General features: G+C 61.7%; 16 protein-coding genes. 8 read left to right on the top strand and 8 right to left on the bottom strand.

All coding sequences use genetic code 11. The annotated features are described in order from the left end of the window. The 7 genes from pnp to rimP form a co-directional block, all read right to left on the bottom strand. A partial coding sequence (gene pnp / locus ACE3SE_RS17415; protein ID WP_374557150.1) for a polyribonucleotide nucleotidyltransferase occupies nt 1–1,564 on the bottom strand: 1,564 nt, incomplete at its 3' end. Between the two features lie 182 nt (nt 1,565–1,746). Next, a complete protein-coding gene (gene rpsO / locus ACE3SE_RS17410; protein WP_045845302.1) occupies nt 1,747–2,016 on the bottom strand; it encodes a 30S ribosomal protein S15 in 270 nt (89 codons plus the stop codon). An 80-nt stretch (nt 2,017–2,096) separates the two neighbouring features. After that, on the bottom strand, nt 2,097–3,020 hold the full coding sequence (gene truB, locus ACE3SE_RS17405) for a tRNA pseudouridine(55) synthase TruB (RefSeq protein WP_374557148.1): 924 nt from the start codon (nt 3,018–3,020) through the stop codon (nt 2,097–2,099). After that, nucleotides 3,017–3,439 (bottom strand): 30S ribosome-binding factor RbfA, encoded by a 423-nt coding sequence (rbfA, locus tag ACE3SE_RS17400; RefSeq protein ID WP_178972787.1) that lies wholly within the window; start codon nt 3,437–3,439, stop codon nt 3,017–3,019. Before rbfA ends, truB begins: the two co-directional genes overlap by 4 nt. 133 nt (nt 3,440–3,572) lie before the next feature. Continuing rightward, nucleotides 3,573–6,539, bottom strand: coding sequence for a translation initiation factor IF-2 (gene infB, locus ACE3SE_RS17395; RefSeq protein ID WP_131359076.1), 2,967 nt, complete (start codon nt 6,537–6,539; stop codon nt 3,573–3,575). 39 nt (nt 6,540–6,578) lie between these two features. Then, nucleotides 6,579–8,057, bottom strand: a complete 1,479-nt coding sequence (gene nusA / locus ACE3SE_RS17390; RefSeq protein ID WP_045846064.1) for a transcription termination factor NusA — start codon at nt 8,055–8,057, stop codon at nt 6,579–6,581. Nucleotides 8,058–8,108: 51 nt separating this feature from the next. After that, nucleotides 8,109–8,537, bottom strand: coding sequence for a ribosome maturation factor RimP (gene rimP, locus ACE3SE_RS17385; RefSeq protein ID WP_045846116.1), 429 nt, complete (start codon nt 8,535–8,537; stop codon nt 8,109–8,111). Nucleotides 8,538–8,844: 307 nt separating this feature from the next. Here rimP and ACE3SE_RS17380 point away from each other — a divergent pair, with 307 nt between their 5' ends. From ACE3SE_RS17380 to dapE, 4 genes are all read left to right on the top strand, one after another. Further along, nucleotides 8,845–10,524: a long-chain-fatty-acid--CoA ligase gene (locus ACE3SE_RS17380; RefSeq protein ID WP_045846065.1), complete on the top strand. Its 1,680-nt coding sequence runs from the start codon at nt 8,845–8,847 to the stop codon at nt 10,522–10,524. Nucleotides 10,525–10,665: 141 nt separating this feature from the next. Continuing rightward, the gene (locus ACE3SE_RS17375) at nt 10,666–11,823 is read left to right on the top strand and encodes a PilT/PilU family type 4a pilus ATPase (protein ID WP_374557144.1); all 1,158 of its coding nucleotides are present in this window, start codon (nt 10,666–10,668) and stop codon (nt 11,821–11,823) included. 13 nt (nt 11,824–11,836) lie between these two features. After that, complete coding sequence (locus ACE3SE_RS17370; RefSeq protein ID WP_374557143.1) at nt 11,837–12,187, top strand: ArsC family reductase; 351 nt, start codon at nt 11,837–11,839, stop codon at nt 12,185–12,187. Continuing rightward, on the top strand, nt 12,184–13,314 hold the full coding sequence (dapE, locus tag ACE3SE_RS17365; RefSeq protein ID WP_045846068.1) for a succinyl-diaminopimelate desuccinylase: 1,131 nt from the start codon (nt 12,184–12,186) through the stop codon (nt 13,312–13,314). Before ACE3SE_RS17370 ends, dapE begins: the two co-directional genes overlap by 4 nt. A gap of 4 nt (nt 13,315–13,318) precedes the next feature. Here dapE and ACE3SE_RS17360 read toward each other — a convergent pair whose 3' ends face one another. Continuing rightward, nucleotides 13,319–13,555: a hypothetical protein gene (locus ACE3SE_RS17360; RefSeq protein WP_131359066.1), complete on the bottom strand. Its 237-nt coding sequence runs from the start codon at nt 13,553–13,555 to the stop codon at nt 13,319–13,321. Between the two features lie 91 nt (nt 13,556–13,646). Here ACE3SE_RS17360 and ACE3SE_RS17355 point away from each other — a divergent pair, with 91 nt between their 5' ends. The 4 genes from ACE3SE_RS17355 to ACE3SE_RS17340 are packed head-to-tail and all read left to right on the top strand — an operon-like array spanning nt 13,647 to nt 19,567. Then, on the top strand, nt 13,647–15,626 hold the full coding sequence (locus ACE3SE_RS17355) for an SPFH domain-containing protein (RefSeq protein WP_374557140.1): 1,980 nt from the start codon (nt 13,647–13,649) through the stop codon (nt 15,624–15,626). A 10-nt stretch (nt 15,627–15,636) separates the two neighbouring features. After that, entirely contained in the window at nt 15,637–16,614 is a 978-nt protein-coding gene (locus ACE3SE_RS17350) for an SPFH domain-containing protein (RefSeq protein ID WP_374557138.1), read from the top strand. Then, entirely contained in the window at nt 16,611–17,654 is a 1,044-nt protein-coding gene (locus ACE3SE_RS17345; RefSeq protein WP_374557136.1) for an SPFH domain-containing protein, read from the top strand. Before ACE3SE_RS17350 ends, ACE3SE_RS17345 begins: the two co-directional genes overlap by 4 nt. Next, nucleotides 17,651–19,567 carry a heavy metal translocating P-type ATPase gene (locus ACE3SE_RS17340; protein WP_374557134.1) on the top strand — a complete coding sequence of 639 codons (1,917 nt, stop codon included), beginning with the start codon at nt 17,651–17,653 and terminating at the stop codon, nt 19,565–19,567. Before ACE3SE_RS17345 ends, ACE3SE_RS17340 begins: the two co-directional genes overlap by 4 nt. Nucleotides 19,568–19,677 lie beyond the last annotated feature (110 nt).

Below are 19,677 nucleotides of genomic sequence, written 5' to 3'. Positions count from 1 at the left end.
CCTGCATGATTTCCTTGGTGATGCCCTGGATCTTGATGTCCATCTGCAGGGCGGTAATGCCTTCGGCAGTACCGGCTACCTTGAAGTCCATGTCGCCCAGGTGATCTTCATCACCCAGGATGTCGGTCAGCACGGCAAAGCGGTTGCCTTCCAGGATCAGACCCATGGCGATACCGGCAACGTGGGCCTTCAGCGGCACACCGGCGGACAGCAGCGACAGGCAGCCACCGCAAACCGAAGCCATGGAGGAAGAACCGTTGGATTCGGTGATTTCCGAAACCACACGCATGGAGTAACCGAATTCGGATTCCGGCGGCAGTACGGCAACCAGGGCACGCTTGGCCAGACGACCGTGGCCGATTTCACGACGCTTCGGCGGGCCCATGCGGCCGGCTTCACCGGTGGAGTACGGCGGGAAGTTGTAATGCAGCATGAAGCGTTCGGTGTATTCACCGGCCAGCGCGTCGATGATCTGCTCGTCCTGCTTGGTGCCCAGCGTGGTTACCACCAGGCCCTGGGTTTCGCCACGGGTAAACAGGGCGGAACCGTGGGTGCGCGGCAGCACGTTGCTGCGGATGCTGATCGGGCGCACGGTGCGGGTGTCGCGACCGTCGATACGCGGTTCGCCAGCCAGAATCTGGCCACGGACGATTTCAGCTTCCAGACCCTTGAAGATGCCCTTGATTTCGTTGGCCAGCAGGGTGTCGGTATCTTCGTTGATCAGCGCAGCCTTGACGTCGGCCCAGGCTTCGTTGATGGCAACGGTGCGGGCTTGCTTCTGGCGCAGGCGGAAAGCATCAGCCAGCTTGGCACCGGCAATGCCGCGTACCTGGGCAATCAGCTCTTCGTTCTTGGCCGGAGCAGTCCAGTCGAACATCACCGGATTCACTTCATCAGCCAGTTCGTTGATGGCCTTGATGGCGGCTTGCATCTGGTCGTGACCAAATACCACGGCGCCCAGCATCACGGCTTCAGACAGTTCCTTGGCTTCGGACTCGACCATCAGCACGGCGCGCTCGGTACCGGCAACCACCAGATCCATTTCGGAAGTGGCCAGTTCGGTCTTGGTCGGGTTCAGGATGTATTCGCCATTGGCGTAACCCACACGGGCAGCACCAATCGGGCCGGCAAACGGCAGGCCGGAGATGGCCAGCGCAGCGGAAGCACCGATCATGGCCGGGATGTCGGAATCCACTTCCGGATTCAGCGACAGCACGGTGGCCACGATCTGTACGTCGTGGTAGAAGCCTTCCGGGAACAGCGGGCGGATCGGACGGTCGATCAGGCGGCTGGTCAGCACTTCCTTCTCGGACTGCTTGCCTTCGCGCTTGAAGAAGCCACCCGGGATTTTACCGGCAGCGTAAGTACGCTCGAGATAGTCTACGGTCAGCGGGAAGAAATCCTGGCCCGGCTTGACATTTTTGCCGCCGACAACGGCGACCAGAACCACGGTTTCATCAACAGAAACAATAACGGAGCCGGAAGCCTGGCGCGCTACTTCGCCGGTTTCCAGGGTAACGGTCTGGTTACCATACTGAAACGTTTTGGTAATTTTATTGAACACAGGGCATCCCTTAGTCAAAATTGTTTTTTCAAGCTGAAAACACAACGGGAACCCCTAAAAATTCGGACCGGTTTCGATCAAAATTTCTAGAGGCTCCCCCCGTTGTCACAGTAATACAGCGTGCTTGAAGGCCAGCGTGAAAAAGTCGCAGACTCGCTGCGACTTTTTCAAACCTGAACCAATTACTTGCGCAGACCCAGACGGGCAATCAGAGCGCGGTAGCTGTCAGCATCGGTACGCTTGAGGTAGTCAAGCAGACGACGACGACGGCTCACCATCTTCAGCAGACCACGACGGCTGTGGTGATCCTTGGTGTTGGCTTTGAAGTGCGGGGTCAGATCGTTGATACGAGCGGTCAGCAGTGCGATTTGCACTTCGGACGAACCGGTATCGCCTTCCTTGTGCTGGAAGCTTTTAACGATGTCTGCTTTTTGGGCGGCGGTCATTGCCATTTTGGGTAACTCCAAATCAGGTAAGGATCTTGCGATCCGACAAGTGCAGCGAGCCGGTTTCCCAACCCATCCGCACTTCGCTAGCAAGCTGCCTGTTTGACAGCCAGGAGTCTGATCGGGTGCAGCATGTCATCATCCCGCAACTCGGCCAGACCCAGAAACTCCGCATCCACATCGCTGTAAACACGAAAGCGCGTCATTCTCGCACACTCGCCGACAAAACGCACGGCCTGTCCGTGAATAAAACGCCCGACGCTGGCCGCATCCAGCGTATGCGCCGGAAAGTGTTGCACCAATACGTCGACCGGCAACAGCAGCGCTTCGCGACCAGCCATGTCCAGCGCTTCCACATCGGCCAGCGTGTGCGCCTCGGACAGCTGGAAACCACCAGTCGTTGTACGACGCAAACCGGTCAGGTGCGCTGCACAATCCAGCGCAATGGCAATGTCTTCGGCCAGCGTGCGGATATAGGTGCCCTTGCTGCACAGCACGTCGATTACCGCTTCCACGCCATCAAAGCTGACCAGCTGGAGCGAATGGATGGTGATCTGGCGTGCTTCGCGATGGATTTCAATGCCTTCGCGCGCATATTCGTACAAGGGCTTGCCCTGGTGCTTGAGCGCCGAATACATCGGCGGCACCTGGCTGATCTCGCCGACAAACTGTTGCATCACTTGCAGCAGGCGGGCTTCATCAAAGGCAATCGGACACTCGCGCACCACTTCACCTTCGATGTCCCCCGTACTGGTGGCGGCACCAAAACGTACGGTGGCGCGATAGCCCTTGTCGGCATCCAGCAGATAGGAGGAAAACTTGGTGGCCTCCCCCAGGCACATCGGCAACAGGCCGGTGGCCAGCGGGTCCAGCACGCCGGTATGCCCTGCCTTGGCGGCATTGAGCAACCAGCGCGCCTTTTGCAGCGCGTTGTTGCTGGAAATATCGTAGGGCTTGTCGATCAGCAGCACGCCATCAATCTGGCGGCGGTTGCTGCGCGGCTTGCTCATTCGGCGCTACCTTCTTCATCTGCAGCCGGAGCAGCAGCATCGGCCTGACCGAATTTTTCCGCGTCTTCCTTGGCTACCTGGTTGATCAGGCTGGTCATGTGCATGCCGCGCGATACCGATTCGTCGTAGACAAAATGCAGTTGCGGCGTGGTGAACATCTTGATGCTGCGGCCCAGCTCGGAACGCAGGTAACCGGCGGAGTGCTCCAGCGCTTCCTGGCTGACTTCGCGGGTCTTTTCGTCCATCACGGTGTAGAACACCTTGGCGTGGGAATAGTCACGCGTCACTTGCACGGCGGTAATGGTGATCCAGCCGGCACGCGGGTCTTTCAGACCGGTACGTACCAGTTCGGCCAGCTCGCGCTGAATCTGTTCAGCAATGCGGTCGGCGCGGGAGAAACCTTTTCTGGCTTTGGCCATGATTTCCATCCTGTAGTCATGAAAGCGGCCAACGGATAGTCGGATGTATCCGACTAGCAGTCAGCCGCCTTGAATGCAAAAGGCGAGCGCCGGCAAGCCATGGCTTGCACTGCACTCGCCGGGAAAGTGCCGCTTACAGCGAGCGGGCCACTTCCACGATTTCGAACACTTCCAGCTGGTCGCCTTCCTGGATGTCGTTGAAGTTCTTCAGCATCAGACCACATTCGTAGCCCTGCTTCACTTCCTTCACGTCGTCCTTGAAGCGCTTGAGCGAGTCCAGTTCGCCGGTGTGCACCACCACGTGGTTGCGGATCAGGCGGATCGAAGCGGTACGCTTGATCAGACCGTCGGTCACCATACAACCAGCAATGTTGCCAACCTTGGAGACCGGGATCACCTGACGGATCTCGACGGTACCCAGGATCTGTTCCTTCTTCTCCGGAGCCAGCATGCCGGACAAGGCTGCTTTCACTTCGTCCACGGCATCGTAAATGATGCTGTAGTAACGGATGTCCACGCCTTCGTTTTCGGCCAGTTTGCGCGCTGCGGCATCGGAACGGGTGTTGAAGCCGATCACGATGGCCTTGGAAGCGATCGCCAGGTTGATGTCCGATTCCGAGATACCACCCACGCCGGAGTGCAGGATGCTGACGCGCACTTCGTCGGTGGACAGCTTCTGCAGGCTGCCAGCCAGGGCTTCGTAGGAACCCTGTACGTCGGCCTTGATGATGATGGACAAGGTTTGCACCTCGCCACTGCCATCGGCCATCTGGGCGAACATGTTTTCCAGCTTGGCGGCTTGCTGCTTGGCCAGGCGTACGTCACGGAACTTGCCGGCACGGAACAGGGCGATTTCACGCGCCTTGCGCTCGTCGGTCAGCACCATGGCGTCCTCACCGGCTTGCGGTACGTCGGACAGACCCAGGATTTCCACCGGGATGGCAGGGCCGGCACTTTCGATGGCCTTGCCGTTTTCGTCGATCATGGCGCGAACGCGACCGAATGCCGTACCTGCCAGTACCACATCGCCCTTCTTCAGGGTGCCGGACTGAACCAGCAGCGTGGCAACCGGGCCACGACCCTTGTCCAGACGGGCTTCCACGATGATGCCCTTGGCCGGCGCGTCAACCGGAGCGGTCAGCTCCAGTACTTCAGCCTGCAGCAGGATGGCTTCCAGCAGCGCGTCGATATTGGTGCCCTGCTTGGCAGACACTTCGACGAACTGGGTGTCGCCACCCCAGTCTTCCGGCACCACTTCGTGGGATACCAGCTCCTGGCGGATGCGCTCTGCGTTGGCACCCATCTTGTCGATCTTGTTGACCGCCACCACCATCGGCACCTTGGCAGCCTTGGCATGGTGAATGGCTTCGATGGTTTGCGGCATCACGCCGTCGTCGGCAGCCACCACCAGCACCACGATGTCGGTGGCCTTGGCACCACGGGCACGCATGGCGGTAAACGCTTCGTGACCCGGGGTATCCAGGAAGGTGATCATGCCGCGCGGGGTTTCCACGTGGTAGGCACCGATGTGCTGGGTAATGCCACCAGCTTCGCCCGCGGCCACTTTGGCGCGACGGATGTAGTCCAGCAGCGAGGTTTTACCGTGGTCGACGTGACCCATCACGGTGACGACCGGCGGACGCGGCAGTACGGCCACTTCCACTTCTTCGCCTTCCGGTTTTTCCAGGTAGGCTTCCGGATCGTCCGCCTGTGCCGCACGCGGCTTGTGGCCCATCTCTTCCACCACGATCATGGCGGTTTCCTGGTCCAGCACCTGGTTGATGGTCACCATCATGCCCATCTTCATCAGGACCTTGATCACCTCAACGCCCTTGACGGCCATGCGGTGAGCCAGATCGGCCACGGAGATGGTTTCCGGTACCAGCACGTCATGCACGATGGGCTCGGTCGGAGCCTGGAAGGCATGCTGGTTGTTTTGCTTGTGCTTGCCCTTGCCGCCGCGGGATTTCCAGTCATTACCGGCATCGCCGCCCTTGGTCTTGAGACCACGGCCACCCTTCTTGCCTTCTTCCCAGCGCTCGTTGCCTTTCTTGGCGCCGCCGCCCTTCTTGGCATCCGGACGACCGGCTACGGTTGCCGGTACCACCGGGGCTCCCGGTGCAGCGGCAACAGCCGGACGCGGGCCACGGCTGTCACCAGCCGGACGCGGGCCACGGTTGTCGCCAGCCGGGCGCGGGCCACGGTTGTCACCAGCCGGGCGCGGGCCACGGTTGTCGCCAGCCGGACGCGGGCCACGGTTGTCACCAGCCGGACGCGGGCCACGGTTGTCGCCAGCCGGACGCGGACCACGTTCGTCACGACGGTCATCACGGCGCTCTTCGCTGCGCACTTCCGGCTTCGGTGCTTCTACCGGCTTGGGAGCCGGTGCCGGTTGCTGTGCAGCCAGACGCGCAGCCTGACGACGTTCTTCGCGTTCGATCTTTTCGCGCATCAGCTCTTGCTGGCGGGCACGGAAAGCAGCCTGGCGCTTTTCTTCAGCTTCACGCGCGGCTACTTCTTCCGGCGACAGGATGGAGGCTACGGTACGTGCCACAGCCGGTGCCGGCTTGGCAGCAGGTGCAGCTTCCTTGGCCGGGACTTCCGCAACCGGGGCGGCCGGTGCGGCGGGCTTGGATTCCACCTTGGGTTCAACCTTTACTTGCGGTTCCGGCTTGGTTTCCGGTTTCACTTCAACAACCGGCTTGGTTTCTGCCGCCGGAGCAGGGGCAGCAACCACTTCAACAGGCTTGGCAGCCGGGGCCGGCGCAGCAACAGCCGGCTCGGGTGCAACAACAGCAGCGGCAGCAGCCGGGCTTTCTTCCGGACGCACCACTACACGCTTCTTGCGTGTTTCAACTTTTACCGTACTACCGTCCGCAGTCTTGATTTCACTGGTGGACTTGCGAGTCAGCGTGATACGCGACTCATCACGCGCGCCATGCGAACGCTTCAGGTAGTCAAGAAGCTGGGATTTATCCTGCTCGGAGAGCGTATCATCCGGCGCGCGCTTGGCCACACCCGCTGCACGAAGCTGTTCCAGCAATCGTTCAGGCGTGAGGTTCAGCTCACCGGCAAACTGTTTTACATTCGTCAATACCATGCGTCTTCCCAAATTCCGTAAATACTTCCCGAAGAAGCCTTACTGGTTGAACCAGTGTTCGCGCGCTTTCATGATGATTGCACGTGCAGCTTCAGCTTCAATGCCGGTCATGTCCACCAGATCGTCAACGGCCAGGTCGGCCAGATCATCACGCGTGGACACGCCGTTCTCGGCCAACTTGCGAACCAGCTCGGCATCCAGACCCTCGATATCTTTCAGGTCTTCGGATACACCTTCGACTTTCTCTTCGGACGCAATGGCCTGAGTGAGGATGGCGTCACGTGCACGGCTGCGCAGCTCATTCACCAACTCCTCGTCAAAACCGTCGATTTCCAGCATTTCGGAAATCGGCACATACGCTACTTCTTCCAGGGTGGCAAAACCTTCTTGCACCAGTACGGTGGCGGTGGCTTCGTCCACACCCAGGTGGGTGACAAACAGATCACGCAACTGCGCGTCTTCGGCCTGGTGTTTTTCCTCGGCTTCAGTCACGGTCATGATGTTCAGGTACCAGCCGGTCAGTTCGGCTGCCAGCTTGACATTCTGACCGCTGCGGCCGATGGCCAGTGCCAGCTGATCTTCCTCGACCACCACGTCCATGCTGTGGTTGTCTTCGTCGATCATGATGCGGTTCACTTCAGCCGGGGACAGCGCGTTGATCACGAACTGTGCCGGTTCCGGTGCCCACAGCACGATGTCGATGCGTTCGCCTGCCAGCTCCTGGGTCACGGCCTGGACGCGGGAACCGCGCATGCCGATGCAGGTGCCTTGCGGGTCGATACGGGCATCGTTGGCCTTGACGGCAATCTTGGCGCGCAGGCCGGCATCGCGGACGGCTTCCTTGATTTCCAGCAGGCCTTCTTCGATTTCCGGCACTTCCAGCTCGAACAGCTTGATCAGGAACTGGCTGGAGGTACGCGACAGCACCAGCTGCGGGCCACGACCCATGCGGTCGATGCGCAGCAGGAAGGCTTTCACGCGGTCGCCCACGCGCAGGTTTTCCTTCGGAATCATCTGATCGCGCGGCAGTACGGCTTCCAGCTTGCCGCATTCGATAATGGCATTGCCACGTTCGATGCGCTTGATGGTGCCGGTGATCAGGTGTTCGCGACGCTGCAGGAATTCGTTCAGCAGCTGTTCACGCTCGGCGTCGCGGATGCGTTGCAGGATGACCTGCTTGGCAGTCTGGGCACCGATACGGCCAAACTCGACGGCTTCCATCGGTTGTTCGATCACTGCACCCACTTCGATGCGCGGATCATCATCACGCGCGTCGGTAATGGTGATTTCGCGGCTCTCGTTTTCGATCAGCTCGTTCTGCACCACCGTCCAGCGACGGAAAGTCTGGTATTGCCCGGTGTGACGGTCGATTTCGACACGCACATCCATTTCGTCATCGGTAAACTTCTTTTTGGTTGCCGAAGCAAGTGCCATTTCAAGGGCGGAAAAAACCACATCCTTGCTGACATTCTTCTCGCTTGCCAGGGCATCAACCAGCAACAAAATCTCGCGACTCATGCATTCCTCCGAATTTTTGTCCTTATGCGCGGCAACAGGACCTATCCGCGCTCAAAACTCAGGCTCGAGCCTGGCTTTGTCGATATTGGTCAGGGCAATTGCCACGATGCGGCCGCCATCCACTTCCAGCTTGACCGCGCCATCTTCAACCCCGACAAGACGACCGGCAAACTTCTTTTGCTGCTCGACCGGCATGCGCGTCTTGATCTTGGCAAGCTGTCCGGCAAAGCGCACGAAGTCCGCCTCTTTCTTCAGAGGACGATCCAGCCCCGGGGAGGAAACCTCGAGCCGTTCGTAATTGACGTTTTCAACCATGAACAGACGGGTCAGGTGATTGCTGACCAGCACACAGTCTTCCACCGTGACGCCACCTGGCTTGTCCATAAACACGCGATAACCACCACCCTGGGTCATTTCAAAATCGACCAGCTCGTAGCCTAGACCTGGCAGGGTGTTTTCCAGCAGCAAACGTACATCCATTGCTTCTTTCCACAAATAAAAAATGGGCGAAACGCCCATCCCTAAACATCGCGATTGTAACCCATTCCTGCAAAAAAGAAAACCGAAGCCTGTCAAGGCCCTACCCGCCACCCCGACATGCATCGGCCTGTGCTTTGCGTGCATTTTTCACATACTGTAAATTAGCTGCAACCTGACGAAGTTCGGGTACATAGGAATGGGCGCAATACCCATTCGAAAATTCAGAAACAATTATATAGAAGATGCTCGCCACAGCAGTGATGCCGGCGCGGCACTCTCGTATCAGCACGATGGAGAAACCCTACTTATGGAAAAGGTTTGGCTAAAGAATTACCAGCCAGGGGTAGCACACGAGATCGACATCAATCAGTTCCAGTCGATTGTCGAAGTGTTTGATCGCAGCGTTCACAAGTTCCGTGACCGCCCTGCCATGGCCAATATGGACAAGATCCTCAGCTATGGACAGCTGCAAACACTGACCGAGCAGTTTGCATCGTATCTGCAAAACACCTTGCAGCTGAAAAAGGGGGATCGCGTTGCCGTCATGATGCCCAATCTGCTGCAATATCCAGTGGCGGTATTCGGCACCTTGCGCGCCGGCGGCACGGTGGTGAACGTCAATCCGCTGTACACCCCGCGCGAACTGGAACACCAGCTGAATGATTCGGGTGCGGAAACCATCGTCATCCTGGAAAACTTTGCCAGCGTGCTGGAAGACGTGATCAAGCGCACCAAGGTGAAGAATGTCATCGTGACTTCCATCGGTGACATGCTGGGCTTCCCCAAGCGTTTGCTGGTGAATTTCGTGGTGCGCAACATCAAGAAGATGGTGCCGGCCTGGAAGCTGCCGGGCCATACCCGCTTCAACGACGCACTGGCAGCCGGCGCAGCGCAGCGTTTTGTCCCGGTCAGCATCGGCCACGAGGACATTGCCTTCCTGCAATACACTGGCGGCACCACCGGCATCTCCAAAGGAGCGATGCTGGTTCACCGCAACATCATTGCCAACATGCTGCAGGCCGGTGCCTGGGTGAAACCGGTGGCACGCGAGGGCGAGGAAATCATCATTACCGCCCTGCCGCTCTATCACATCTTTTCGCTCACCGCGAACCTGATGATCTTCACCGAGCTGGGCGCACTGAACGTGCTGATCACCAACCCGCGCGACATTCCGGGCTTCATCAAGGAAATCAAGAAATACCGCGTCACGGCGATGACCGGGGTCAACACCCTGTTCAATGCCCTGCTCAATCACCCTGACTTCCAGTCGGTGGACTTTTCCAGCTGGCGTCTGGTGCTGGGTGGCGGCATGGCGGTGCAAAAGGCCGTGGCCGACAAATGGAAGCAACTGACCGGCGTCACTCTGGCCGAAGCCTACGGCCTGACCGAAACCAGCCCGGCTGCCTGCATCAACCCGCTGGATATCCAGGCCTACAACGGCACCATCGGCCTGCCGATTCCGTCCACCGACATTGAAATCCGCGGTGCCGATGGCCAGGCCGTGCCGCAAGGCGAACAGGGCGAGTTATGCATCAAGGGCCCGCAGGTGATGAAGGGCTACTGGAACCGCCCGGACGAAACCGCCAAGGTGATTGACTCGCGCGGTTTCCTGGCTACCGGCGACATGGCCGTGGTCACCCCGGAAGGCTACGTCAAGCTGGTGGATCGCAAGAAGGACATGATTCTGGTATCCGGCTTCAATGTTTATCCCAATGAAGTGGAAGACGTGGTAGCCAGCCACCCAGCCGTACTGGAAGTGGCCTGCATCGGCGTGCCGGATGACAAGTCCGGCGAGGCGGTGAAGGTGTTCGTGGTACGCAAGGATGACAGCCTGACGGAAAAAGCCGTGATCCAGCATTGCCGCGAGAACCTGACCGCCTACAAGGTGCCGCGCAGCGTGGAGTTCCGCCAGGAGCTGCCCAAGACCAATGTCGGCAAGATCCTGCGTCGCGCCCTGCGCGACCAGGAAGTCGGCAAACAGGCCTGAGCCACCCGACAGAAGCCCGCTGATGCGGGCTTTTTTCTTATTGGCTGTCGCTTGCGGCCCGGAGCAGGCACAATAGCGCTATAAAAAGACCATGCACTTTGTGCAGCCGCCATACTGAATACCGGATTGGAAAACCCGACCATGCTGATGCTGCCATTTTTCAAGCTGATGGCCGACAAACAAGCCAGTGACATTTTTTTCACGGCAGAAGCGCCGCCGCAGATCAAGATTGATGGCGTCACCCTGCCCATCAACGACAAGCCGCTGTCGGCTGATATTGTTCGCCAGCTGGCTTACAGCCTGATGAATGATGGCGAGATCGCCACCTTCGAGCGCGAGCTGGAAATGAACTTCGGCCGGCTGGTGGAAGGACTGGGCAATTACCGGGTAAACATTTTCAGGCAGCGCGGCACGGTAGCCATGGTGGTGCGCTTCATCCGGCCGCGCATTCCCTCGCTGGCCGAGCTGAACCTGCCCGATACCCTGCAGACGCTGGTACAGCAAAAGCGCGGGCTGATCATCGTGGTGGGGGCCACCGGCAGCGGCAAGAGTTCCACCGTGGCATCCCTGCTGGAACACCGCAACCAGACCCAGTCCGGCCATATCCTGACGGTGGAAGACCCGATCGAGTTTGTCTACCGCCACCAGAAATCCATCGTCAACCAGCGCGAAATCGGCGTGGATACCTTCTCTTACGAAAACGCGCTGAAAAACGCCATGCGTGAAGCGCCGGATGTGTTGATGATTGGCGAAATCCGCGATGCCGAAACCATGACGCATGCCATCAACTACGCCCAGTCCGGCCACTTGTGCCTGTCCACGCTGCATGCCAACAACAGTTATCACATGCTCAACCGGGTGATCAGCCTGTTCCCCACCGATAGCCGCAACGCACTGCTGATGGACTTGTCCGTTTCCTTGCGCGCGGTGATTTCGCAGCGCCTGGTCCCCACCAAGGATGGCAAGCAGATTCCGGCACTGGAAATCCTGATCAATACCCCGCATATTGCCGAGCTGATTCGCAATGGCGAAATCGACCAGATCAAGGAAGCCATCGAAAACAGCATGAGCGAAGGCGCACAAACCTTCGAGCAGTCGCTGTTCCGCCTGTACCAGCAAGACCGCATCCTGCTGGACGATGCCTTGAAAAATGCCGACTCGCCCACCAACCTGTACTGGCTGATCAACCACGCCCAAAGCAAGCAGGCAGAAGCCCAAAAGGCTGCAGCCCCGCAGCAGGACAAGCAAGACCCAGACAAAGCCTCCACCAGCTTTGACGGATTCACCCTGGATTTATAAACAAGCACACAACATGATTACCCTCTACGGCATTCCCAATTGCAATACGGTCAAGAAAGCCCGCCAGTGGCTGACCGATCATCACATCGACTTTGCCTTTCACGATTTCAAGAAACAGGGCGTGACCGAAGCCCAGCTGCAAGCCTGGATCGCCGCGGTGGGCCTGGACAAGCTGATCAACCGCCAGGGCACCACCTGGCGTGGCCTGTCCGACGAATTGAAAGCCCAGGCCGCCACGGCTGAAGGCGCGATTGCCGTGCTGCAGGCGCAGCCCTCCATCATCAAGCGTCCGGTGCTGGAACGCCCGGGCAAGATCAGCGTGGGTTTCAACGAAGCACAATGGGCCGAGGAGTTTGCCGCATGAGCAAGACCCTGGACCTGACCTGCGAGCTGATCCGCCGCGATTCCGTCACCCCGTACGATGCCGGCTGCCAGCAACTGCTGGCCGAACGCCTGCATGCACTGGGTTTTGTCATCGAACCGATGCGTTTTGGCGAAGTGGACAATCTGTGGGCGCGGCGTGGCAACAGCGGCCCGCTGCTGTGCTTTGCCGGCCACACCGACGTGGTGCCCAGCGGTCCGGTAGAGCAATGGGACAGCCCGCCGTTTGAACCGCGTCAGCGCAACGGCCTGCTGTACGGCCGTGGCGCGGCCGACATGAAAGCCTCGCTGGCGGCCTTCATTACCGCCATTGAAGCCTTTGTGGCAGACCATCCGGATCACCCCGGCAGCATTGCCCTGCTGCTGACCTCGGACGAAGAAGGCGTGGCGGTGGATGGCTCGGTCAAGGTGGTGGATACGCTGGAAGCGCGTGGCGAGCTGATTGACTACTGCATTGTCGGCGAACCGACTTCCGACCAGAAGCTGGGCGACACCATCAAGAACGGCCGCCGCGGTTCACTGTCCGGCCGCCTGGTGATTCACGGCATCCAGGGTCATATTGCCTACCCGCACCTGGCCAAGAACCCGGTCCACCTGATGGCACCGGCACTGGCCGAGCTGGCCGTCACCGAATGGGACCGTGGCAATGATTTCTTCCCGCCCACCAGCTGGCAGGTGTCCAACATCCACGCCGGTACCGGTGCGGTCAACATCATTCCCGGCCTGTGTGAAATCCGCTTCAACTTCCGCTTCAGCCCGGAAAGCTCGGTGGAATCGCTGAAAGACCGGGTGCATGCCATTCTGGACAAGCACGGCCTGGGTTACGAGTTGCACTGGTCCCTGTCCGGCATGCCCTTCATCACCGCACCGGGCGCACTGACCGATGCACTGGGCGAGGCCATCTATCAGGTCACCGGCCATAGCGCCGAGCTGTCCACCACCGGTGGCACTTCCGATGGCCGCTTCATCAAGCGCATTGCGCGCGAGCTGGTGGAGTTTGGCCCGGTCAACGCCACCATCCACAAGCTGAACGAATGTGTGGAAGTGGCCCATCTGGAACCGCTGGCCGAAATTTACCAGCGCACTCTGGAAAAGCTGCTGCTGGCCTGAGCCCTCACGGCGCAGCAGGCGGATTGCACAGCGGGCAGGCCGCATCGCCACACTTGAGGGCGTAGCGCGCCAGCATGGCATGCAGTTGCTGCGCCGGGTTCACGCATTGATAGCTGCTGTTGGCGGGAGCCTGCTGCTGCATGGCGGGGACACTGGCTGGCGGCTCTGCCGCCGGCATGCCCGCCTGTGCAGCTGCCATCAGGCCGCAACACGCCATGCCAAGGTAAGGTGTATGATCCATGCTTTGCCTGCTCCCGTGCCAATCCGGCGATGCAGGTAGTGTAGCATTGCCGGCCAGTTGCGCTGGCGCTGCCCGACGCCGTCTCAGGACCATGAAGACATCCCCCTCTGCCCTAGCTGATGCCGCCGCCCGGCAGGAATTGCTCTACCGGCGCTGCGCCCTGCCGGCCCTGCTGCTGGCCATCGCCTGCCTGCTGGCCGGACTGCTGCTTTCTGGCTGGACAGCGCGCCTGCTGTGCCTGTCGCTGTCTGCCAGCCTGTGGCTGCTGACTGGCACGCTGTATGGCAGTAGCAATCTGGCCGGCTGGCGCCGCAAGCGGCAGGCCATGACTGCGCTGCCCCTTTTCCCGCAGTTTTTACCCGGCAAACTCCGCCCCACCGACACGACAGCGCCTACCCACCGCACAACGGGCAAATACAGCCTGCGCCGCTGGCTGCTGTGGCCACGCCTGCGACGGCTGATTGGCCGCCGCACCGGCTGGGCGGTAGTGCAACAAGCCGGCACCAGCCTGCTGACCCTGCTGATCAGCCTGCTGGTATTGCAAGCCACGCCAGAAAGCACCCCCAACCCGGATAGCCTGTTAGCCGCGCTGTTGTGCGGACTGGCTTTGAGTTTTGCCACACTGCTGCTGGAGCGCAGCCTGGCCTTGCAGGATAAAGAACAATGGCCGGAAGCAGCACAGCTGCAAGCCATCTTGCGTGCCGTATTACTGTCCATGCTGCTGCCCGCGCTGGCCGCTGCCGGCCTGCTGCTGGGGCTGGACTGGCTGCTGCGCCTGTTACAGGCAGGTGCACTGTTGATGGCAGTGCTGGCTATCGAGCTGGGCTTGCGTGCGCTGTGGCAAATCTTTCAGCCTTACCAGCGCCAGCAGCCTCCCGCCCTGCCGTTCAACAGCCTGCTTGCCAGCCTGCTGGGGCAGGATGGTGTGCGCAACTGGCGTAGCCGCCTGCAACAGGGGCTGGGGCTGGAACTGCGCCAGAGCTGGGCCTTGCAATACCTGGGCCGTGCCATGCGGCCTTTTGCACTGGCCCTGCTCGCGGGGGGCTGGCTATTGAGCAGCATCAGCACCATCAATAGTGATCAACGTGGCGTGTACGAACGCTTCGGCCAGCCGATAGCGGTGTGGCAGGCGGGCTGGCATCTGGGTTTGCCATGGCCGTTCGGCAAGGTGCGCCGGGTGGAATACGGCGTGGTACATCAGCTGGCCAGCGGCCTGCAACAGGATAGCCAGGGACGCTGGCAAAGCCCGGACAGTAGCGTATCAGCCGCCAGCAACAACCATTTGTGGGATGGCAACCATGCCGCCGAAACCACCCAGCTGATTGCCAGCCAGCAAGGCGAACGCCAGAGCACCCAGCTGGTGGGCCTGGATGTGCGCCTGGTCTACCGTCAGGGACTGCGCGATGCCGACGCCCTGGCACTCTACCAGCAGGCTGACCCCACCGCCCTGTTGCATGCGGTGGCGGACCGCGCCATGCTGCATTACTTTGCCGGGCAGCAGCTGGACAAGCTGCTGGGCGATGCTCTGGCCGATACCTCGCGCCAGCTGCAACAGCAAATCCAGCAGGCGCTGAACCGCTCGGGTAGCGGGCTGGAACTGCTGGCCGTGGTGATTCAGGCCATTCACCCGCCTGCGGCTGCGGCCAATGCCTATCACGGCGTGCAGGCTGCGGCCATTCTGGCGCAGGCTCGTGTGGCTGCCGAACGCGCCCAGGCCGTGCGCAGCCATAGCGCTGCCATTCAGGCTGCCGTACAGGCGGCACGCGATGCCAGCGCCAGCGCTGCCGAGCGGGTGGCGCGCAGCAAGGTGGATGCCATTGCCTTTCAGGCCGACCGTCAGGCCGCCGGTGTTGGCGGGCAGTCCTTCCTGCTGGAGCGCTATCTGCACGCACTGAAGCAAGGCCTGCATCAGGCCCAGCCCATCATCATCGACCATCGCATTCCGGCCAGTGCCCTGCCCACCATTGACCTGCGCCCGGCCGCCAACAACCCCGGCCTGCCCGCCATCGACCTGCATGGCGCGCCGATTGCCACCGAACCGCCACCCGCCATAGCGGGAACGCATCCCTGAGGAGCCTGATTTGGCGCTGTTTCACCACCACCCTCACGCGAGCGACAGCCCGAGCAGCGGCTGGCGACACTGGAAAACCGCCGCCGCGCTTGGCGTATTGCTGCTGGCCGGGCTGTCCGCCTGCATGTTGCAAGTGCATTCGGGCGAAGCCCTGGTCATCACCCGCTTTGGTGCACCGGTACGGGTATTGCTGCAGCCGGGTCTGGCCTGGCGTCTGCCGCCGCCACTGGAAACCGTGGTCCCGGTGGACCTGCGCCTGCGTACCACCTCCAGCGGCCTGCAAGATGTAGGCACGCGCGACGGCCTGCGGGTGATCATGCAAAGCTATGTCGCCTGGCAGGTTCCGGCCGACAGCAGCCATATCACCCGCTTTTTGCGCGCGGTACAGAACCAGCCGGACGAAGCGGCGCGGCAGATTGCCACCTTTGCCGGCTCCGCCATGGAAACCGGCAGCAGCCGCTTTGCCCTGGGCAATCTGGTGAATACCGACCGCAGCCAGTTGCGCATCAGCCAGCTGGAACAACAACTGCGCCAGCAACTGACACCGCAGCTGCTGGAAAGTTATGGCGTACAGGTGGTGGATGTCGGGCTGGAGCGCCTGACCCTGCCCGCTGTCACGCTGGATGCCACCGTGGCGCGGATGCGGGCCGAACGTGACACCATCGCCGCCGAACGCACTGCCAGCGGCAATGAACAGGCCGCCGCCATCCGTGCCAATGCCGCACGCGATGCCCGTATCCAGCAAGCCGATGCCAGTGTGGCCGCTGCCGAAATCGAAGCCGGTTCGCGCGTGCAGGCTGCGCGGATTTACGCCGATGCCTGGCAAAAAGCGCCGGAGCTGTACAAGACACTGCGCTCGCTGGACACCCTCAACGGCGTGGTGGGTTCCGGCACCCACCTGATATTGCGTACCGATGCCGCCCCGTTCCGCGCGCTGGTGGATGGCCCGCCGGGGCTGGCCGCCGGCAAGAGTGCAAAGGGCAAATGATGGCGGCCACCTCTCTGCCCGCCAGCGCACTGGCCCAGTCGCTGCGTCTGGGTTACCGCCTGTTGCTGGCCATCACCGTGCTGGCCGGCCTTGGCTGGTTGACTGCGCATGTCAGGCCGGTGCCGGCCGACAGCCAGGCGGTGGTGCTGCACTTTGGCGCCATCGACCGGGTACAGCGCGCCGGGCTGCTGCTGGCCTGGCCCAGCCCCATCGACAGCATCATCTGGCTGCCCGCCACCGAACGACTGCAACAACGGCAGGTAGAAGGGCTCAGCCGCAATGCCCATGCGCTGGCGCTGGATGGTGCCGGGACATCATTGCAACAGATGGGTGACGAACTGGCCGGCTCCGGGTATCTGCTGACAGGCGATGTGGGCGTGGTGCAGCTTAATGCCACCGTGTATTACCGCATTGACGATGCCGCCGCCTACGCCCGGCAAGGTGAACAGGCCCTGCCCGCGCTGGACCGGCTGGTGAGCGCCGCCGCCTTGCAGCTGAGTGCAGGCCGCGATCTGGACAGCATTCTGGTGACCCGCAGCAACCAGCCCTCCAGCCAGCAGGCCGAACTGCGCGAACGCCTGCGTGGCGAACTGGTGCAAGCGGTCAACCAGCGGCTGCAGCAACTGCGCCAGCGTGGTGTGCCGCTTGGCCTGCAAGTCGCCCGTATCGACCTCACCTCCAGCCTGCCGCATGCCGCCCAGGCTGCCTTTGACGCGGTACTGACCGCCGACCAGACCGTCGAGCGGCAACTGGCACAAGCCCAGACCGCCGCCGCCCGGCAACAACAGCAAGCCAGCGCCGCCGTCAGCACCATCCTGAACAGCGCCCACGCCCGTGCCGACGAACGGCTGGCCCTGGCCCGCAATGAAACCAGCGAAATCCTGGCGCTGGCACCGCGCATGCAGCAGCCGGACGGGCCGGCCCTGCTGCGCCAGCTGTATCAGGACAAGATCCAGCAGGTACTGGCCAAGGCAGGCCAGGTCACCACCATGGACCCGGACAGCAGTGGCCGGGTGATTGTGCCGGGAGTCCGACCGTGAACCAGTGCTGTCCCCATCCCCACCACGGCTTGCTGGATGCCGCCGAACAACAACGCAGCGCCCGCCAGTTGCAACTGGCCTTGCTGGCCATCGGCCTGTTGCTGCTGGCTGGTATCTGGCATTTCCTGATTCCCGACGGGCAAATCATCGCCCAATGGCTGACCAGCGCCGCCGCGCTGCTGATGGCGGTACCGCTGCTGCGTGCCGCCTGGCACAGCCTGCAACACCCGGACCTGCACGGCATGACCGACCTGCTGGTGGCACTTGCCATGCTGGGTGCCTGGGCCAGTGGCGACACCCTCAGCGCCGCCCTGCTGCCCATCCTGATGGTGCTGGGCCATGTGCTGGAAGAACGCAGCCTGCTGGGTTCACAAGAAGCCATCCGCGCGCTGGCCAGCCTTACCAGCAGCCGCAGCCGCCGCTATCGGCCCGACGGCAGTCTGGAAGAAGTCGACAACAGCCAGCTGCGTAGCGGCGACCGGGTGGAAGTACGACCGGGCGAGCGCATTCCGGCCGACGGCATGGTGGTGAGCGGGCAATCCAGCCTGGACACCTCGGCCATCACCGGCGAGGCCCTGCCACAGGATGTCTTACCCGGCAGCCAGGTGTATGCCGGTGCGGTCAATCTGCAAGGCCTGCTGCAACTGGAAGTCAGCCAGGTGGGCGAACAATCGGCACTGGGGCGCATCAGCGCGCTGATGCAACAGGCCGAACAAGCCAAGCCGCCAGTCACCCGGCTGGTGGAGAGTCATGCGGCGTCCTATATGGGGCTGGTGCTGGCCATTGCCGCACTGTGCTGGTTTGTCAGCCACGACAGCCAGGCCATGCTGGCCGTGCTGGTGGCGGCCTGCCCCTGCGCGCTGGTATTGGCCGCTCCCTCCACTGCCGTGGCCGGGGTGGCGGTGGCTGCGCGCCATGGCGTGCTGATTCGCGGCGCAGCCTTTCTGGAAGAGCTGGCCGATGTCAACGCACTGGTCATCGACAAGACCGGCACCCTCACCAGCGGCCAGCTGGCAGTGCAGTCGGTGGACACGCTGGTGAACGACAGCCCAGTGGAAGCAGTCTGGCTGGCTGCCGGGCTGGCCGCCTGCAGCACCCACCCGGTCAGCCGCGCGCTGGCCGCCCTCGCCACCGACCAACCCGCGCCCGCCTTGCGTAATGTGCAGGAACTGCCCGGCATGGGCATGCAGGCCGACAGTGACTGGGGACAGGTGCTGCTGGGCCGCCCTGCCCTGTTGCAGCAAATGGGCGTGCCTGGTGAACGGCCTGCACGCAGCACTGCATCGCTGACTGGACTAGCGCTGGATGGCCGCCTGCTGGCCTGGTTCCATCTGGCCGACAGCCCGCGCGCCGAGGCCGCCGAGGCCATGCAGCAACTACGCCGACTGGGCCTGCAACGGCAAATGCTGCTGACCGGCGACCACCGGCAGGCCGCGGAGCCGGTAGGCCAGGCACTGGCCATGGACCGTGTGGTGGCGCAGGTGCTGCCCGCCGGCAAACTCAAGGAAGTACAAGCAGAAATCAGCGCCGGTTACCGCCCACTGGTGGTGGGAGATGGCATCAACGACTCGCTGGCGCTGAAGGCCGGTGCGGTTGGCGTGGCCATGGGAGCCAGCGCAGCCGATATTGCCGTGGCCGCTGCCGATGTGGTGCTGATCAGCCATGATTTGCGCCGCCTGGCCACCGCCATCAGGCTCAGCCGCCTGTGCCGCCGGGTACTGGCACAAAACGTGGTGCTGGGGCTCGGCTGGGCGGTGGCACTCACCCTGCTGGCCGCCTTTGGCCTGCTGGGCAGTGCCGGCCTGCTGCTGGCGGCTGTGCTGCACAATCTGAGCACCCTGCTGGTGATGGCCAATGCCGGACGCCTGCTGCGCTTTCACGAGCCCTTGTCCGCCGTCACGCACGAGGGCTGAGCGGCAATGCAGCGCGGCAAGGGCTATGCTGCATGCATTGTCCGCCAGCGCTGGCGCAAGCCTGCAGCTTTGTGTCCCGCCGCTGAATGTCAGCCCCACGGCTTTGCCCT

This window comes from Aquitalea pelogenes (assembly GCF_041914625.1).
Taxonomy (GTDB): domain Bacteria; phylum Pseudomonadota; class Gammaproteobacteria; order Burkholderiales; family Chromobacteriaceae; genus Aquitalea; species Aquitalea pelogenes.
This window is presented reverse-complemented; position numbering and strand designations above follow the sequence as displayed.

Coding starts and splice junctions, on each gene's coding strand:
- ACE3SE_RS17380 (WP_045846065.1), top strand. CDS start 8,845: ATGGAAAAGGTTTGGCTAAAGAATTACCAGCCAGGGGTAGCACACGAG.
- ACE3SE_RS17345 (WP_374557136.1), top strand. CDS start 16,611: ATGATGGCGGCCACCTCTCTGCCCGCCAGCGCACTGGCCCAGTCGCTG.
- truB (WP_374557148.1), bottom strand. CDS start 3,020: ATGAGCAAGCCGCGCAGCAACCGCCGCCAGATTGATGGCGTGCTGCTG.
- infB (WP_131359076.1), bottom strand. CDS start 6,539: ATGGTATTGACGAATGTAAAACAGTTTGCCGGTGAGCTGAACCTCACG.
- ACE3SE_RS17370 (WP_374557143.1), top strand. CDS start 11,837: ATGATTACCCTCTACGGCATTCCCAATTGCAATACGGTCAAGAAAGCC.
- ACE3SE_RS17355 (WP_374557140.1), top strand. CDS start 13,647: ATGAAGACATCCCCCTCTGCCCTAGCTGATGCCGCCGCCCGGCAGGAA.
- rbfA (WP_178972787.1), bottom strand. CDS start 3,439: ATGGCCAAAGCCAGAAAAGGTTTCTCCCGCGCCGACCGCATTGCTGAA.
- ACE3SE_RS17360 (WP_131359066.1), bottom strand. CDS start 13,555: ATGGATCATACACCTTACCTTGGCATGGCGTGTTGCGGCCTGATGGCA.
- ACE3SE_RS17375 (WP_374557144.1), top strand. CDS start 10,666: ATGCTGATGCTGCCATTTTTCAAGCTGATGGCCGACAAACAAGCCAGT.
- nusA (WP_045846064.1), bottom strand. CDS start 8,057: ATGAGTCGCGAGATTTTGTTGCTGGTTGATGCCCTGGCAAGCGAGAAG.
- rpsO (WP_045845302.1), bottom strand. CDS start 2,016: ATGGCAATGACCGCCGCCCAAAAAGCAGACATCGTTAAAAGCTTCCAG.
- rimP (WP_045846116.1), bottom strand. CDS start 8,537: ATGGATGTACGTTTGCTGCTGGAAAACACCCTGCCAGGTCTAGGCTAC.
- dapE (WP_045846068.1), top strand. CDS start 12,184: ATGAGCAAGACCCTGGACCTGACCTGCGAGCTGATCCGCCGCGATTCC.